The 14,874-nt window shown below is 67.2% G+C and carries 13 protein-coding genes; 9 read left to right on the top strand and 4 right to left on the bottom strand.

Annotated features, from left to right (window positions below; all coding sequences use genetic code 11):
• Window positions 1–80 precede the first annotated feature (80 nt).
• From DIE11_RS02805 to DIE11_RS02815, 3 genes are all read right to left on the bottom strand, one after another.
• Window positions 81–1,739: an MFS transporter gene (locus DIE11_RS02805; RefSeq protein WP_124621380.1), complete on the bottom strand. Its 1,659-nt coding sequence runs from the start codon at window positions 1,737–1,739 to the stop codon at window positions 81–83.
• Between the two features lie 222 nt (window positions 1,740–1,961).
• A complete protein-coding gene (locus tag DIE11_RS02810; protein ID WP_124621382.1) occupies window positions 1,962–3,515 on the bottom strand; it encodes a sensor histidine kinase in 1,554 nt (517 codons plus the stop codon).
• A gap of 17 nt (window positions 3,516–3,532) precedes the next feature.
• Window positions 3,533–4,261: a response regulator transcription factor gene (locus DIE11_RS02815; protein WP_059607556.1), complete on the bottom strand. Its 729-nt coding sequence runs from the start codon at window positions 4,259–4,261 to the stop codon at window positions 3,533–3,535.
• A 190-nt stretch (window positions 4,262–4,451) separates the two neighbouring features.
• Here DIE11_RS02815 and recA point away from each other — a divergent pair, with 190 nt between their 5' ends.
• The 9 genes from recA to DIE11_RS02860 all read left to right on the top strand — a co-directional run bounded on the left by recA (window position 4,452) and on the right by DIE11_RS02860 (window position 13,585).
• Window positions 4,452–5,525 (top strand): recombinase RecA, encoded by a 1,074-nt coding sequence (recA, locus tag DIE11_RS02820; RefSeq protein ID WP_059607555.1) that lies wholly within the window; start codon window positions 4,452–4,454, stop codon window positions 5,523–5,525.
• A complete protein-coding gene (gene recX / locus DIE11_RS02825; protein ID WP_059607553.1) occupies window positions 5,525–6,394 on the top strand; it encodes a recombination regulator RecX in 870 nt (289 codons plus the stop codon). Before recA ends, recX begins: the two co-directional genes overlap by 1 nt.
• Window positions 6,395–6,540: 146 nt before the next feature.
• The gene (locus DIE11_RS02830) at window positions 6,541–7,149 is read left to right on the top strand and encodes a DUF2889 domain-containing protein (protein ID WP_059528036.1); all 609 of its coding nucleotides are present in this window, start codon (window positions 6,541–6,543) and stop codon (window positions 7,147–7,149) included.
• A 68-nt stretch (window positions 7,150–7,217) separates the two neighbouring features.
• Window positions 7,218–8,384: an ADP-forming succinate--CoA ligase subunit beta gene (gene sucC / locus DIE11_RS02835; protein ID WP_059528034.1), complete on the top strand. Its 1,167-nt coding sequence runs from the start codon at window positions 7,218–7,220 to the stop codon at window positions 8,382–8,384.
• A gap of 64 nt (window positions 8,385–8,448) precedes the next feature.
• Complete coding sequence (gene sucD / locus DIE11_RS02840; protein ID WP_010090788.1) at window positions 8,449–9,330, top strand: succinate--CoA ligase subunit alpha; 882 nt, start codon at window positions 8,449–8,451, stop codon at window positions 9,328–9,330.
• A 158-nt stretch (window positions 9,331–9,488) separates the two neighbouring features.
• Window positions 9,489–10,190: a TerC family protein gene (locus DIE11_RS02845; protein ID WP_124621384.1), complete on the top strand. Its 702-nt coding sequence runs from the start codon at window positions 9,489–9,491 to the stop codon at window positions 10,188–10,190.
• Window positions 10,191–10,287: 97 nt separating this feature from the next.
• The gene (locus DIE11_RS02850; protein WP_124621386.1) at window positions 10,288–10,884 is read left to right on the top strand and encodes a pilin; all 597 of its coding nucleotides are present in this window, start codon (window positions 10,288–10,290) and stop codon (window positions 10,882–10,884) included.
• A gap of 156 nt (window positions 10,885–11,040) precedes the next feature.
• Window positions 11,041–12,819, top strand: coding sequence for a Wzy polymerase domain-containing protein (locus DIE11_RS02855; RefSeq protein ID WP_124621388.1), 1,779 nt, complete (start codon window positions 11,041–11,043; stop codon window positions 12,817–12,819).
• Window positions 12,820–13,234: 415 nt separating this feature from the next.
• Complete coding sequence (locus tag DIE11_RS02860; protein WP_006749941.1) at window positions 13,235–13,585, top strand: TonB family protein; 351 nt, start codon at window positions 13,235–13,237, stop codon at window positions 13,583–13,585.
• Between the two features lie 75 nt (window positions 13,586–13,660).
• Here the strand turns inward: DIE11_RS02860 and DIE11_RS02865 are convergent, their stop codons facing one another.
• Complete coding sequence (locus DIE11_RS02865; RefSeq protein WP_059607923.1) at window positions 13,661–14,869, bottom strand: hypothetical protein; 1,209 nt, start codon at window positions 14,867–14,869, stop codon at window positions 13,661–13,663.
• Between the last annotated feature and the right edge of the window lie 5 nt (window positions 14,870–14,874).

The following is a 14,874-nucleotide window of genomic DNA, read 5'->3' on the forward strand; positions in this document are numbered from 1 at the left end:
TTTCACTTTCCTGAAAAAAGGTGCCGGGGCCGGCCCCGGCGCGGGTTGCGGGCGGGGATGCCGCCCGCGCCCGACCTACCTCAATCCTGCGCGTAGATGTTCGAGTCCTTCGTCTCCTTGACGAACAGCAGGCCGATCACGAACGTGGCCAGCGCGATCACGATCGGATACCAGAGCCCCGAGTAGATGTCGCCCTTCGCCGCGACGATCGCGAACGCGGTCGCCGGCAGGAAGCCGCCGAACCAGCCGTTGCCGATGTGATAGGGCAGCGACATCGACGTGTAGCGGATCCGCGTCGGGAACATCTCGACCAGCATCGCGGCGATCGGGCCGTAGACCATCGTCACGTAGATCACGAGGATCGTCAGGATCACGATCGTCATCGGCCAATTGAGCTGCGCCGGGTCGGCCTTCGCCGGGTAGCCGGCCGCCTTCAGCGTGGACGCGAGCGTCTTGTCGAACGCCGCGCCCTGCGCCTTCGCGTCGGCCGCCTTGCCGTCATACGCGGGGATCACCGTATCGCCGACCTTGATCTGCGCGGTCGCGCCAGCCGGCGCCGCGACGTTCTCGTAGTTCAGGCCGGCCTTCGCGAGCGCGCTCTTCACGATGTCGCACGAGCTCGTGAACTTCGACGTGCCCACCGGGTTGAACTGGAACGAGCAGGTGGCCGGATCGGCGAGGACCGTGATCGGCGCCTTCTGCGTCGCGAGTTCTAGCTGCGGGTTCGCGTAGTGCGTGAGCGCCTTGAACAGCGGGAAGTAGGTGAGCGCCGCGATCAGGCAGCCCGCGAGGATGATCGGCTTGCGGCCGATCTTGTCCGACAGCGAACCGAAGAACAGAAAGAACGGTGTGCCGATCAGGAGTGCGATCGCGATCAGGATGTTCGCGCTGGCACCGTCGACCTTCAGCGTCTGCGTGAGGAAGAACAGCGCGTAGAACTGGCCGGTGTACCACACGACGGCCTGGCCGGCCGTCAGGCCGATGAGCGCGAGGATCACGATCTTCAGGTTCTTCCACTGGCCGAACGCTTCGGTCAGCGGCGCCTTCGACGTCTTGCCTTCCGCCTTGATGCGCAGGAACACCGGCGATTCGTTCAGCTGCATCCGGATCCACACCGACACCGCGAGCAGCAGGATCGACGCGACGAACGGCACGCGCCAGCCCCAGCTGCCGAACGCTTCCTCGCCGATGAACGTGCGCACGCCGAGGATCACGAGCAGCGACAGGAACAGGCCGAGGGTCGCGGTCGTCTGGATCCACGCGGTATAGAAGCCCCGACGGTTCGCCGGCGCATGCTCGGCAACGTAGGTCGCCGCGCCGCCGTACTCGCCGCCGAGCGCGAGGCCCTGCAGCAGCCGCATCGCGATGAAGATCACGGGCGCCGCGATGCCGATCGATGTGTAGCCGGGCAGGAAGCCGACCACGAAGGTCGAGATACCCATGATCACGATCGTCACGAGGAACGTGTGCTTGCGGCCGACGAGGTCGCCGAGCCGGCCGAACACGATCGCGCCGAACGGACGCACGGCGAAGCCCGCCGCGAAGCCGAGCAGCGTGAAGATGAATGCGGCGGTCGGATTGACCCCGGAGAAGAAGCTCTTGCTGATGTAGGCCGCGAGTGATCCGGCCAGGTAAAAGTCGTACCACTCGAACACGGTGCCGAGCGACGACGCGAAGATGACCTTCTTCTCTTCGCCCGTCATCGGCGAGTGCGAAATTTGCTCGCCTAACGTTGCCATGAATCGTCTCCAAGTCCCTTGATATAGATATGCGGCCGCCTTGGGTGGGCGGGCCTGTCGACGATTATTGGCACGGAAACTTACGGCGCACTGACTCGCGGGCACAAATCGACTGCGCGTTAACCCGCGCCGAATCGGTCGTTTCACGTTCCGATCGTGTCGCAATTGGGTGGTAAAGCACCGGTTTCGATGCGATCGCGGTGCGGTACGGACTCGCGCGTATCAGGATTGATCCGGCGCGGTGTCCGACAGCGGCAGGCTGATGCGCACGAGCGTGCCCGCGAGGCGAGGTGCGCTTTGGTAGACGTGATCGTCGAGCGTCAGCGTGCCACCGTGCTGGGCGGCGATCTCGCGCACGATCGCAAGTCCGAGCCCGCTGCCGTCGCCTTCGCGGCCGAGGATCCGGTAGAAGCGTTCGACCACGCGGTCACGTTCCGCGGCCGGGATGCCGGGCCCGGTGTCCTCGACTTCGAGATGCACGCGCCGCGCCGCACGCTCGGCCCGCACGCGCACGGTGATGCGGCCGCCTTCGGGCGTGTAGCGGATTGCGTTGTCGACCAGGTTGCCGAGCATCTCGCGCAGCATCACGGGATTGCCGTCGACCTCGAGCGGCGCGTCGTCCTCCGGGCCTTCGTAGCCGAGGTCCATGCGCTTCGCGAGCGCGGCCTGCACCCAGTCGCGCACCGTGCGGCGTGCCAGCGCGGCGATCTCGACCGGCTCGAACGTCAGCCCGCTCGCGCGGTTCTCGGCGCGCGCGAGCGCGAGCAGTTGCGTGACGAGTCGCCCGGCCTGCTCGGAGCTCGTCGCGATCTGTTCGAGCGAACGCTGCACGTCGGGCGGCACGGGGTGGCGCAACGCGAACTCGGCCTGGGTGCGCAGCCCCGCGAGCGGCGTCTTCATCTGGTGCGCGGCGTCGGCGATGAAGCGCTTCTGCAGCGCCATGCTCTGTTCGAGACGCGCGAGCAGGTCGTTGAACGACGTGACGAGCGGCTCGATCTCGGGCGGCGCGCGCTGCGCCTCGACGGGCGACAGGTCGTCGGGCCGCCGTGCACGGATGTGCGCCTGCAGCGCGTTGAGCGGCGCGAGCCCTCGCGACAGCCCGAACCAGACGAGCAGGATCGCGAGCGGCAGGATCACGAACTGCGGCAGGATCACGCCCTTGATGATGTCGTTCGCGAGCGCGTTGCGCTTGTCGAGCGTCTCGCCGACCTGCACGAGCACGGGCTGCGCGCTGTTCGACTCGGGCAGCGCGACGGTCGTATACGCGACGCGCACGTCGTTGCCGCGCAGCAGGTCGTCGCGAAATACGACGACACCCGGCGGCGGGCGGTCCTCGTCGCGCGGCAGCGGCATGTCGGCCTCGCCCGCGACCAGCTCGCCGCGGGTGCCGAGCACCTGGAAGTAAACGCTGTCGACGTTGTCCGCGCGCAGGAAGTCGCGCGTCTGCTGCGGCAGCGTCAGCTCGGCGACGCCGTTGACCGGATGGATCTGCCGCGCGAGCACGTACGCGTTGGTCTCGAGCGCGCGGTCAAACGGGCCGTTCGCGATCGTCTTCGCGACGAGATAGGTGACGGCGATGCTCATCGGCCACAGCAGCAGGAGCGGCGCGAGCATCCAGTCGAGGATTTCGCCGAACAGCGAGCGCGGACGCGCGGCCTCGGACGTGTCGGTTTCGTCGGGCGGCGCGAACGGGTTCTCGTAGCGCGCGTCGCGCGCGACGTCGGCGGCGGACGGTTGATCGCCGGTCGGATGGCGGGAATGGGCCGGCGTGGCCATCGCGGCGACGGCCGGGGTCAGCGCAGCGGCGTGCCGGCCGCCGCGGACTGGGGCGCGGCCGAGTCGGCCGGCGCCGCGGGCGCGACTTTCTCGAGGCAGTAGCCGAGGCCGCGCACGGTGGAAATCCGCACACCGCTCGGCTCGATCTTCTTGCGCAGCCGGTGCACGTACACTTCGATCGCGTTGTTGCTGACTTCCTCGCCCCATTCGCACAGATGGTCGACGAGCTGCTCCTTCGATACGAGCCGGCCGATGCGCTGCAGCAGCACTTCGAGCAGCCCGAGCTCGCGCGCGGACAGATCGAGCACGCGGTCGTTCGCATAGGCGATGCGGCCGACCTGGTCGAACGCGAGCGAGCCGTGGCGCACGACGGTCGGGCCGCCGCCCGCGCCGCGCCGGGTCAGCGCGCGCACGCGCGCCTCGAGCTCGTTGAGCGCGAACGGCTTGGCCATGTAGTCGTCCGCGCCGAGGTCGAGCCCCTTCACGCGCTCGTCGACGCTGTCGGCGGCGGTCAGGATCAGCACGGGGAGATTGGAATTGCGCGCGCGCAGGCGCTTGAGCACGTCGAGCCCGGACATCTTGGGCAGCCCGAGATCGAGGATCAGCAGGTCGAAGGACTGCATCGACAGCGCGGTATCGGCCTCGACGCCGCTCTTCACGTGGTCGACGGCATAGCCCGATTGGCGGAGTGACCGGGTGAGGCCGTCCGCGAGTATGCTGTCGTCTTCGGCGATGAGAATTCGCATGTTGCTGACCGATGGCCGGCGGGGCGTTCGCGCCGGCGCGGCTGTCTCCGAAGTTATCCGTGTACAACGCAGCCTGCATTGCGGGCTTGCATAAAACACTGTTTTTTTATACAGTGTCTGCATTCGTGGGCAGCGCTTGAAAGCGGGCGCGCCTCTGACAGACGCTGCTCATCATAGCAAAGGACGATTCATGGAAGATAGCAAGAAGGGCTCCGGGATGACCGCCGAGAAGAGCAAGGCGCTGGCGGCCGCGCTCGCGCAGATCGAGAAGCAGTTCGGCAAGGGGTCGATCATGCGGATGGGCGACGGCGAAGCGGCCGAAGACATCCAGGTCGTCTCCACGGGCTCGCTGGGTCTCGATATCGCGCTCGGCGTCGGCGGCCTGCCGCGCGGCCGGGTGGTCGAGATCTACGGTCCGGAATCGTCCGGTAAAACCACGCTCACGCTGCAGGTCATTGCCGAACTGCAGAAGCTGGGCGGCACGGCAGCCTTCATCGACGCCGAGCACGCGCTCGACGTTCAATATGCAGCGAAGCTCGGCGTGAACGTGCCGGAGCTGCTGATCTCGCAGCCGGACACCGGCGAGCAGGCGCTTGAAATCACCGACGCGCTGGTGCGCTCGGGCTCGATCGACATGATCGTCATCGACTCGGTCGCGGCGCTCGTGCCGAAGGCCGAAATCGAAGGCGAGATGGGCGATTCGCTGCCGGGCCTGCAGGCTCGCCTGATGTCGCAGGCACTGCGCAAGCTGACGGGCACGATCAAGCGCACGAACTGCCTCGTGATCTTCATCAACCAGATCCGGATGAAGATCGGCGTGATGTTCGGCAACCCGGAAACCACGACGGGCGGCAATGCGCTCAAGTTCTATTCGTCGGTGCGTCTGGATATCCGCCGCATCGGTTCGATCAAGAAGAACGACGAGGTGATCGGCAACGAAACCCGCGTGAAGGTCGTCAAGAACAAGGTGTCGCCGCCGTTCCGCGAAGCGATCTTCGACATCCTGTACGGCGAAGGCATTTCGCGTCAGGGCGAGATCATCGATCTCGGCGTGCAGGCGAAGATCGTCGACAAGGCGGGTGCCTGGTACAGCTATAACGGCGAGAAGATCGGCCAGGGCAAGGACAACGCGCGTGAATTCCTGCGCGAGAATCCGGAAATCGCACGCGAGATCGAAAACCGCATTCGCGAATCGCTCGGCGTTGCCGCCATGCCCGATGGTGCAAGGGTCGACGAAGCCGAGGCGATGGACGAAGAAGAGTGATGGTCGGGCGCCGAGGTCAGGCTGGCGAACCGGAACCGAGCGACGCGTCCGACACGGCGGGTCGCTCCGGCCGGCAAGCCGAATCCTCGGGGGCCAACCGGCGGAGCGCGGGCAGTCATGCCGCGAGCCGTACCGCGACGAGGGCATCCGAGGATGCCCTCGTTTCGTTTGAGATGACCGTGCCGGTCGATCCGTTCGACGACGACGAATCGTTCGACGCGCACGACCGGTCGCGCCGTCGCGTGTCCGGTGTCAACTTTCCGGGCGAGCGCGCGGCTGATGTGTCTGCGTCGGTCAAGGAAGATGTGTATACGCGCAGCAGCCAGCATCCGCGTCGCACGCGCCGTGCGTCCAGCGGTTCAGCCGACGCTGCTTCCGGCGACGAATCCGGTGCCACCGAGCGCAAGTCGTCGAAACCGCCGCGTTCGCTGAAGGGCCGCGCGCTCGGCTATTTGTCCCGGCGCGAGTACAGCCGGGCCGAACTCGCGCGCAAGCTCGCGCCGTACGTCGGTGAGGACGAATCCGTCGAGCCGGTGCTCGATGCACTGGAAAAGGAAGGCTGGCTGTCCGACGCACGCTTTGCCGAGAGCCTCGTGCATCGCCGCGCATCGCGCGTCGGCGTCGCGCGCATCGTCAGCGAACTGAAGCGTCATGCGGTTGGCGACAGTCTCGTCGAGGAAGTGAACGCGCAATTGCGCGAGACCGAGTGGGCACGCGCGCAGGCCGTCTGGCGCAAGAAATTCGGTGCACTGCCGCAAACGCCCGCCGAGCGCGCGAAGCAGGCGCGCTTCCTTGCCGCGCGCGGCTTCTCGAGCTCGACCATCGTGAAGTTGCTGAAGGTCGGCGACGATTTCTCGATCGACGACTGACCGGTCCGGTCGCGCGCGCTGCGCGCGATTTTGCTGCAATGCAACCGTTTCCGGACAGGCGGGAATACCCGCCGTCGCGGCCGGATGCCTCAAATACCCAATATGCTAAAATCCACGGGTTTTCCTCTTCGGCCTCAACCTCCAGCATGCCGCTATCCGAGCCCGTGCCCCGTCAGTTGCGACATCGACGCGCAATCCGAGCGGAAGCCTACGAGCGCGGCGACGGCTTGTGGGACATCGAAGCCTGCCTGACCGACCACAAGCCGCGCGATGTCGCGCTTGCGTCGGGCATCCGGCCCCAAGGCCTGCCGATCCACGAACTCTGGCTGCGCGTGACTATCGATCGTGACCTCAACGTCGTCGACGCCGAAGCGTCTTCGGAGTGGGTTCCCTATCCCGGTCACTGTCAATCCGCCCCTCCCGCCTATCGGGCCCTCATCGGGCTCAATCTCTTCCGCAATTTCCGCCGCAACGCGAACCGGCTGCTCGCCGGCGTCGCTGGCTGTTCCCATCTCACCGAACTGTGTGCCGTGCTGCCGACGGCAGCGATCCAGGCGTTCGCCGGTGACGTGTGGAACGTGCGCGAGGAGGGAGGCGAAGGACCGGACCATGACGGCGAGCACGCCGAACCGCCTTTCCAGCTCGGTCGCTGCCGGGCGTTGCGGTTCGACGGCGAGGTCGTGCGGCAGTACTACCCGCGCTGGTATGGCACGAACCGGCCGGATTTGCCCGGTGAGGGCAGCACGAAGGAATGAACGGAAATCATTCGAAGAAGCGTCTTAAGCGACATTTCATCCAACTCTCAGACTGAAGGGAATCACGCATGAAGATTCACGAGTACCAGGGTAAGGAAATCCTGCGGAAATTCGGAGTCGCGGTACCGCGCGGCAAGCCGGCGTTCTCGGTTGAAGAGGCCGTCAAGGTGGCAGAAGAGCTGGGCGGCCCGGTGTGGGTCGTGAAGGCTCAGATTCACGCGGGTGGCCGTGGCAAGGGCGGCGGCGTGAAGGTGGCGAAGTCGATCGAGCAGGTTCGCGAATACGCGAACCAGATCCTCGGCATGCAGCTCGTCACGCACCAGACCGGTCCGGAAGGCCAGAAGGTCAACCGTCTGATGATCGAAGAAGGCGCCGACATCAAGCAGGAACTGTACGTCAGCCTCGTCGTTGATCGCGTGTCGCAAAAGATCGTTCTGATGGGTTCGAGCGAAGGCGGCATGGACATCGAAGAAGTTGCCGAAAAGCACCCGGAACTGATCCACAAGGTCATCGTCGAGCCGTCGACGGGCCTGCTCGACGCGCAGGCCGACGACCTCGCCGCGAAGATCGGCGTGCCGGCTGCTTCGATTCCGCAAGCGCGCGCCATCCTGCAAGGCCTGTACAAGGCATTCTGGGAAACCGACGCGTCGCTGGCTGAAATCAACCCGCTGAACGTCTCCGGCGACGGCAAGGTCATCGCACTCGACGCGAAGTTCAACTTCGACTCGAACGCGCTGTTCCGCCACCCGGAAATCGTCGCGTACCGCGATTTGGACGAAGAAGATCCGGCTGAAATCGAAGCGTCGAAGTTCGACCTCGCGTACATCTCGCTCGACGGCAACATCGGCTGTCTCGTGAACGGCGCGGGCCTGGCAATGGCGACGATGGACACCATCAAGCTGTTCGGGGGCGAGCCGGCGAACTTCCTGGACGTCGGCGGTGGCGCGACGACCGAGAAGGTCACGGAAGCGTTCAAGCTGATGCTGAAGAACCCGGACCTGAAGGCGATCCTCGTGAACATCTTCGGCGGCATCATGCGCTGCGACGTGATCGCGGAAGGCGTGATCGCCGGTTCGAAGGCCGTGAACCTGAACGTGCCGCTCGTCGTGCGCATGAAGGGCACGAACGAGGACCTCGGCAAGAAGATGCTGGCCGATTCGGGCCTGCCGATCATCTCGGCGGACAGCATGGAAGAGGCTGCGCAGAAGGTCGTCGCGGCTGCCGAAGGCAAGTAACGCTATCGAATACGCATGGCGGCGCGGCAGATACGCGACGCCAATCGAACAGAGGTCAAAATACATGTCGATTCTGATCAACAAGGACACGAAGGTCATCACGCAGGGCATTACCGGCAAAACCGGTCAGTTCCATACGCGCGCCTGCCGTGAATATGCAAACGGCCGCGAAGCATTCGTCGCGGGCGTGAACCCGAAGAAGGCCGGCGAAGACTTCGAAGGCATTCCGATCTACGCGAGCGTCAAGGAAGCGAAGGCAGAAACCGGCGCGACCGTTTCGGTCATCTACGTTCCGCCGGCAGGCGCAGCCGCTGCGATCTGGGAAGCGGTCGAAGCCGACCTGGATCTCGCGATCTGCATCACGGAAGGCATTCCCGTCCGTGACATGATCGAAGTGAAGGACCGCATGCGCCGCGAAGGCCGCAAGACGCTGCTGCTCGGGCCGAACTGCCCGGGCACGATCACGCCGGACGAGCTGAAGATCGGCATCATGCCGGGTCACATCCACCGCAAGGGCCGCATCGGCGTCGTGTCGCGTTCGGGCACGCTGACGTATGAAGCCGTTGCACAGCTGACGGCGCTGGGCCTCGGCCAGTCGTCGGCAGTCGGCATCGGCGGCGACCCGATCAACGGTCTGAAGCACATCGACGTCATGAAGATGTTCAACGACGATCCGGATACGGACGCGGTCGTGATGATCGGCGAGATCGGCGGTCCGGACGAAGCCAACGCCGCTCAGTGGATCAAGGACAACATGAAGAAGCCGGTCGTCGGCTTCATCGCTGGCGTCACGGCGCCTCCGGGCAAGCGCATGGGCCACGCCGGCGCGCTGATCTCGGGCGGTGCGGATACGGCCGAAGCGAAGCTGGAAATCATGGAAGCGTGCGGCATCACCGTCACGCGCAACCCGTCGGAAATGGGCCGCCTGCTCAAGAAGGCGCTGTAATTTCCGCGTGGTTCGTCCTGCAAAAAACGCCGGCCTTGCCGGCGTTTTTTGTTATGCTCTCGCAATGAATTTGTAAGCCCCCGGCATGCGCGATGCATGTCCCGGCGTTCACCCGGCACGTCTGTCCGACGGCCGTTACCCCGCACCCGATACCGCTCATGCTTGAATTCCTGACCTCGCTCCACTGGGGCGCGGTGTTTCAGATCGTCATCATCGACATCCTCCTCGGCGGCGACAACGCGGTCGTGATCGCGCTCGCGTGCCGCAACCTGCCGGCCAACCAGCGGCTGCGCGGCGTCGTGTGGGGCACGGCCGGCGCGATCCTGCTGCGGGTCGCGCTGATCGCGTTCGCGGTCGTGCTGCTCGACGTCCCGTTCCTGAAGTTCGGCGGCGGCCTGCTGCTGTTGTGGATCGGCGTCAAGCTGATGGCGCCCGACGCCGACGCGCACGACAACGTGAAGCCGGCCGACCGGCTGTGGGACGCGGTGAAGACGATCGTGATCGCCGACGCCGTGATGAGCCTCGACAACGTGATCGCGATCGCCGGCGCGGCCGAGCAGGCCGATCCGTCGCACCGGCTGGCGCTGGTGATCTTCGGGCTCGTCGTCAGCGTGCCGATCATCGTGTGGGGCAGCACGCTGGTGCTGAAGCTGCTCGATCGATTCCCGATCGTCGTGGCGCTCGGCGCCGGGCTGCTGGGCTGGATCGCCGGCGGGCTGATGGTGCACGACCCGGTCGGCGACCGCTGGCCGGTGCTCGATACGCCGGCGGCGATCTACGGCGCGAGCATCGCCGGCGCGCTGTTCGTCGTCGCCACCGGTTACGCGCTCCGGCGACGCCGCAGCGCCACGCACGCGTGACGTTGGCCGTCCGGCCGACTGCCGGGGCTGCGGCCCGCTGGCTACGATCGAAACGCCTGCCTGATTCGGCAGGCGTTTTTCGTTTCCGGAGCCAGTCATGTTCGAAGCCTTTTCCGTTTCCCTGTTCCGTCGCATCGCCGCCGATCTGCGGCGCGCGAGCCGGCCGTTGCCGCGCTGCCGGCCCGCCGGCTTCACGCTGATCGAGCTGATGATCGTGCTCGCGATCGTCGGCGTGATCGCGGCCTATGCGATTCCCGCGTACCAGGATTACCTCGCGCGGTCGCGTGTCGGCGAGGGGCTCGCGCTTGCTTCGTCCGCGCGGCTCGCAGTGGCCGACAACGCGGCGAGCGGCGCGGGCTTCGACGGCGGCTACAGCCCGCCGGCCGCTACCCGCAACGTCGAATCCGTCGCCATCGACGGCGACACCGGCCAGATCACGGTGGCGTTCACCGCCCGCGTCGCCGCGGCCGGCGCGAATACGCTCGTCCTGGTGCCGTCCGCCCCGGACAAGGCCGACACGCCAACCGCGCGCGTGCCGCTGAAAAAGGGCGCGATGCAGGCGGGTGCGATCGCGTGGGAGTGCTTTGCCGCCGGCAAGTCTGCGTCGTCGCTTCCGGCGCCGGGCGCGGGCCCGTTGCCGGCGGAGGCCGCGACTTTGCCCGCGCAATATGCGCCCGCGGAGTGCCGCGCGTAGTGTCGGGGGCATGCCGGCAAGTCCGTGGCCGCGTGCGCGGCGCGGCGCCCGCGGGCCGGCTGCGCCCGCCCCGGCGCGTGGGCGATGGCACGACGGGCCCGCACAGAGGGGGGAAAGTTTTGTATAGTGCGCCGGTTGCTGACATCCGGTTCGCTCATGCCTTCTACTTTTTCCCGTTCGTTGCCGCTCGTTGCGCTGGCTGTCGCCCTGATCGTGCCGTACTCGATCACGAATCACACGTATCCGATCCCGACCTTCTATTCCGAGTTTGCCGCGCTGGTGCTGTATCTGCTGGTGGGGCTCTCCGTCGTGCTGCTCGCACGCACGGGCCGCCCGCCCGAGCCGTTCGCCGCGCCGGCCGCGTTCGTCGCGCCGCTCGGGTTCGCGGCGGTGCTGATCGCGCAGGTCGCGCTCATGCCGCTGAAGGTGCCGTCGATGAACTGGCTGGCGGTCGGCTACCTGGCCGCCGCGCTGGTCGCGATGCAGGCCGGCTACACGCTCGCGCGCGAGGGGCTCGCCGAAGCCGCCGCGCAAATGATGTCCGGCGCGCTGCTGCTCGGCGGGATGCTCGCGGTCGCGAGCCAGGTCGTGCAGTTGTTCCATCTCGAATCCGCGGTGTCGCCGTTCGTCGTGGTGTACAACATCGCGGTCGATCGCCGTCCGTACGGCAACATGGCACAGGCGAACCACCTGGCGACCTACATCGCGTTCGCGCTCGCGGGCGCGCTGTATCTGGTGCAGACGCGCCGGCTCGCGGTATGGGCGTGGCTCGCGCTGTCGATCGTGCTGTCGGCCGGGCTCGCGCTGACGGTGTCGCGCGGCCCGTGGCTGCAGGTTGCGGTGCTGGTCGTCGCGGGCTTCTGGATGGCGTGGCTCGAGTCGCGCCGCGCGCCGGGCAACCGCCGCGCATGGGTGATGCCGGTCGCGCTCGCGGTGGCCTTCGTCGCGGTGAACGTTGCGGTGCGCTGGGCCAACGTGCATTTCCATCTGGGGCTCGCCGAGTCGGCGGCCGACCGGATGCGCGACGCGGGGCAGATCGCGCCGCGCCTCGCGCTGTGGAAGTACGGGCTCGCGATGTTCCGCGAGCATCCGGTGCTCGGCGTCGGCTGGGGCGAGTTCCCGTCGCACCAGTTCGCGCTCGTGCGCACGCTCGGCGGTGTCGAGATCGCGAACAACTCGCACGACATCTTCATCGACCTGCTCGCGAAGTCCGGCCTCGTCGGCCTCGGCGTGCTCGTCGTCGCGCTCGTGACGTGGTTCGTGCGCGCAGTGCGCGCGCCGCAGTCGAGCTCGCGCGTGTTCGGCCTCGCGCTGATCGGCATCCTGTTGATGCATGCGCTCGTCGAATATCCGCAGCAGTACATGTTCTTCCTGCTGCCGGCGATGTTCGTGATCGGCCTGCTCGAGGTGAAGCCGTTGCGCATCCTGCCGGGGCGCGCGGCGTTCGGGCTGTTCGCGGTGCTGTCGTTCGGCGGCGTGCTGGCGGCGGTGCCCGTGCTGCGCGACTACCAGCGCGCGGAAGTGCTGTATTACGGCAGCGATCCGGCCGCACAGTACCGCGAAGCGCCGTCGCTGTTGTTCGGCGCGTGGGGCGATTACGGGGCGGCCACGCTGCTGGCAATTTCGCCGGACAACCTGCCGCTCAAGCTCGTCGCGCATGAGCGCGCGATCGCGCTGCTGCCCGGCGAGACGGTGCTGCGCCGCTATGCGGTGCTGCAGGCGCTGGCCGGTCGCGAAGCCGACGCCCTCGATACAGTCGCGCGCCTGCATGTGTTTGCGAAGGAGTTGAAGGACTGGCCGCAGCAGCTCGCGTCGCTGTACAAGCTGTGCGACCAGCAGCCGGAGCTGAAAGCGTTCAAGGCGGCCGTCGTCGCGAAGTACGGGGAAGTCCCGGCCGAAGCGGACGAGGACGACTCCGACGACGATTCCGAGTGACGCCACGCTGAACACCGTGCCGACACCGCGCGGCGCCGGGCGGGGAATCCCGGCGCTGGCCGCATTGCGGTGAGGCGGGTGGGCGATGGCGGGGCGAAGGGGGCGGCGATTGCTTCCCCCGCGGAATGGATGCCTGCCGAATCCGGTGTGATTCGCGTCAACCATTGTCAAATCGCGGCCACGCGCAAGGCGGCGCGTGCACAATGCGGCAAAGCGTTCGCGTGCGCGGCCGCCCGCTGCGGGCCGCTACCGCGAACGCCGCCCCGGATCTCCGGGAACCCGACAAGCAGGATCGCGACCGGGCAGCCGCCGGTCGTGCGGCCGTAACGGCGCGCCGGTCCGATGGCCGCGGCGCGGGGCGATGTCCGCCGGCGCGGCGTTCGTCCGCAACAGTACTGAAGAACGATATTCGACCATGGCCCTTCGCTCGACCCTCCTGATCCTGCCTGCCGTCGCCGTGCTGGTTTCCGGCTGCGCGATGCTGTCGTCGTCGCAGGAAAGCAAGCTGACCTGCCACATTCCGCGCGCCGTCTATCCGGATAGCGCGAAGCCGCTCACGCGTCCGGTCACCGTGCTCGTGCGCGCGCTGATGACGACCGCGGGCGAAGCGCAGAACGTCACCGTGACGACGAGCAGCCGCAATGCGGCGGCGGACCGCGCGGCCGTCGATGCGATGACGCACGCGACCTGCGCGCAGACGGGCGCCACCGCGAATCCGTTCCTGCTCACGCAACCGTTCGTGTTCGAGCCGCGACGCGCCCAATGATGGGCGGCCGGGCACGCCGAGGCGCGCGTGCCGCTTGCCGTCGATTCCTGTGAGGCGTCGCCGTGCCGCCGACGTTCAGTGCCGCGGCATCAGGTTCGCGCCGTGGCATGCCGGCTCGGCCGCCTTGCGTAGCCCGAGCATCGTGAACCCGTTGCGCTCCTGGCGGATCAGCGCGTAGCGTCGCGCAACCGTGTTTCCGTCCTTGCCCGTCAGATCCAGTTCGACCTGGAAGAGATCCTTGCTGTCCGCGCAGCCGCGTACCGGTCCATAGGCGAACCCGGTATCGGGCGCCTTGCTTTCCGCAATGAACGCCTGTCGCGCTTGCAGCGCCGCCGCAGCGGCCGCGGGTTCGCTCCAGGCGCGCGCGAGCGTATCGTCCACGCCCAGCCATTCATCGACGAAATCGCGACCGTTGACCGCGACCGGCTGCACGCGTTGCACGGTGTCGCCGTCGACGCGATAGCGGAAGATGCCCGGCCGTGTCATCACGTCGCTGTCGCGCGAGCCGACCGTCATGCGCAGTTCGAAGCCGTCGGGGCGCACCTTGAAGCGGATCGCGTCGTCGTCGAGCACGTAGCCGTGAGCCGTATGGAACAGCGTGTGTTGCGCGGCCGCGCCGCTTGCCGGCGCGACCACGTCCGCGCCGAACCGGCTCCAGCGCGACGAGCACCACGGCGTGCCGTGGACGACCGCCACCTGGCCGCCGGGCAATGCGCCGAACCAGAAGCCGCCGCCGTAGGCGCCGCCGATGTCCTTGTAGTCGTCGGCCTGCCAGCGCAGCACCCGCCGCCAGCCGCCGTTTTCCCATGCGTAGGCAGTGAGCAGGTTGTCGTCGCCGCATGGGATGTCGAAGCCGGCGCGCACGAAGAGGAGCGGGCGGGACGTGCCGTCGCGTTGGACGTCGACGTCCGGGTTGCGACCGAATGCCGATTCGGCGTTTTTCGGCTGGGCGGATTGGGTGGATTGGGCGGGTACGCCGAGTGCGGCCGCAAGCGTGCGTTTCAGCGCAGCCGGCTCGACGTGTTCGTCGCTGCACGCAAGCCGCGCGTCGATCGCGCCGACGAGCGCCTGCTTGTACGCGCGAAGCGCGTCGCGCAAAGGCGGCGAGACGTCGACCGTGCCGCCGCCGTCGCCTTGCGGATTCCGGACTTGCTGTACGCGGTGCTGCGCGTCGAGCGCCGCGCGTGCGGCGGTGTCGGCGGCGGGGCAGGGGCTGGCGGCGGAGGCGGTGGCCGCCGCGGCAGCGCACAGTACGAATGCGGCGCGATGCAGCGCTTTTTTCATCGAAT

This window comes from Burkholderia sp. Bp9012, assembly GCF_003853825.1.
GTDB lineage: Bacteria > Pseudomonadota > Gammaproteobacteria > Burkholderiales > Burkholderiaceae > Burkholderia > Burkholderia diffusa.

What these genes read in the sequence shown, in the direction of transcription:
- DIE11_RS02805 (WP_124621380.1), bottom strand. Translation starts at nt 1,739, where the DNA reads ATGGCAACGTTAGGCGAGCAAATTTCGCACTCGCCGATGACGGGCGAA.
- DIE11_RS02810 (WP_124621382.1), bottom strand. Translation starts at nt 3,515, where the DNA reads ATGGCCACGCCGGCCCATTCCCGCCATCCGACCGGCGATCAACCGTCC.
- DIE11_RS02815 (WP_059607556.1), bottom strand. Translation starts at nt 4,261, where the DNA reads ATGCGAATTCTCATCGCCGAAGACGACAGCATACTCGCGGACGGCCTC.
- recA (WP_059607555.1), top strand. Translation starts at nt 4,452, where the DNA reads ATGGAAGATAGCAAGAAGGGCTCCGGGATGACCGCCGAGAAGAGCAAG.
- recX (WP_059607553.1), top strand. Translation starts at nt 5,525, where the DNA reads ATGGTCGGGCGCCGAGGTCAGGCTGGCGAACCGGAACCGAGCGACGCG.
- DIE11_RS02830 (WP_059528036.1), top strand. Translation starts at nt 6,541, where the DNA reads ATGCCGCTATCCGAGCCCGTGCCCCGTCAGTTGCGACATCGACGCGCA.
- sucC (WP_059528034.1), top strand. Translation starts at nt 7,218, where the DNA reads ATGAAGATTCACGAGTACCAGGGTAAGGAAATCCTGCGGAAATTCGGA.
- sucD (WP_010090788.1), top strand. Translation starts at nt 8,449, where the DNA reads ATGTCGATTCTGATCAACAAGGACACGAAGGTCATCACGCAGGGCATT.
- DIE11_RS02845 (WP_124621384.1), top strand. Translation starts at nt 9,489, where the DNA reads ATGCTTGAATTCCTGACCTCGCTCCACTGGGGCGCGGTGTTTCAGATC.
- DIE11_RS02850 (WP_124621386.1), top strand. Translation starts at nt 10,288, where the DNA reads ATGTTCGAAGCCTTTTCCGTTTCCCTGTTCCGTCGCATCGCCGCCGAT.
- DIE11_RS02855 (WP_124621388.1), top strand. Translation starts at nt 11,041, where the DNA reads ATGCCTTCTACTTTTTCCCGTTCGTTGCCGCTCGTTGCGCTGGCTGTC.
- DIE11_RS02860 (WP_006749941.1), top strand. Translation starts at nt 13,235, where the DNA reads ATGGCCCTTCGCTCGACCCTCCTGATCCTGCCTGCCGTCGCCGTGCTG.
- DIE11_RS02865 (WP_059607923.1), bottom strand. Translation starts at nt 14,869, where the DNA reads ATGAAAAAAGCGCTGCATCGCGCCGCATTCGTACTGTGCGCTGCCGCG.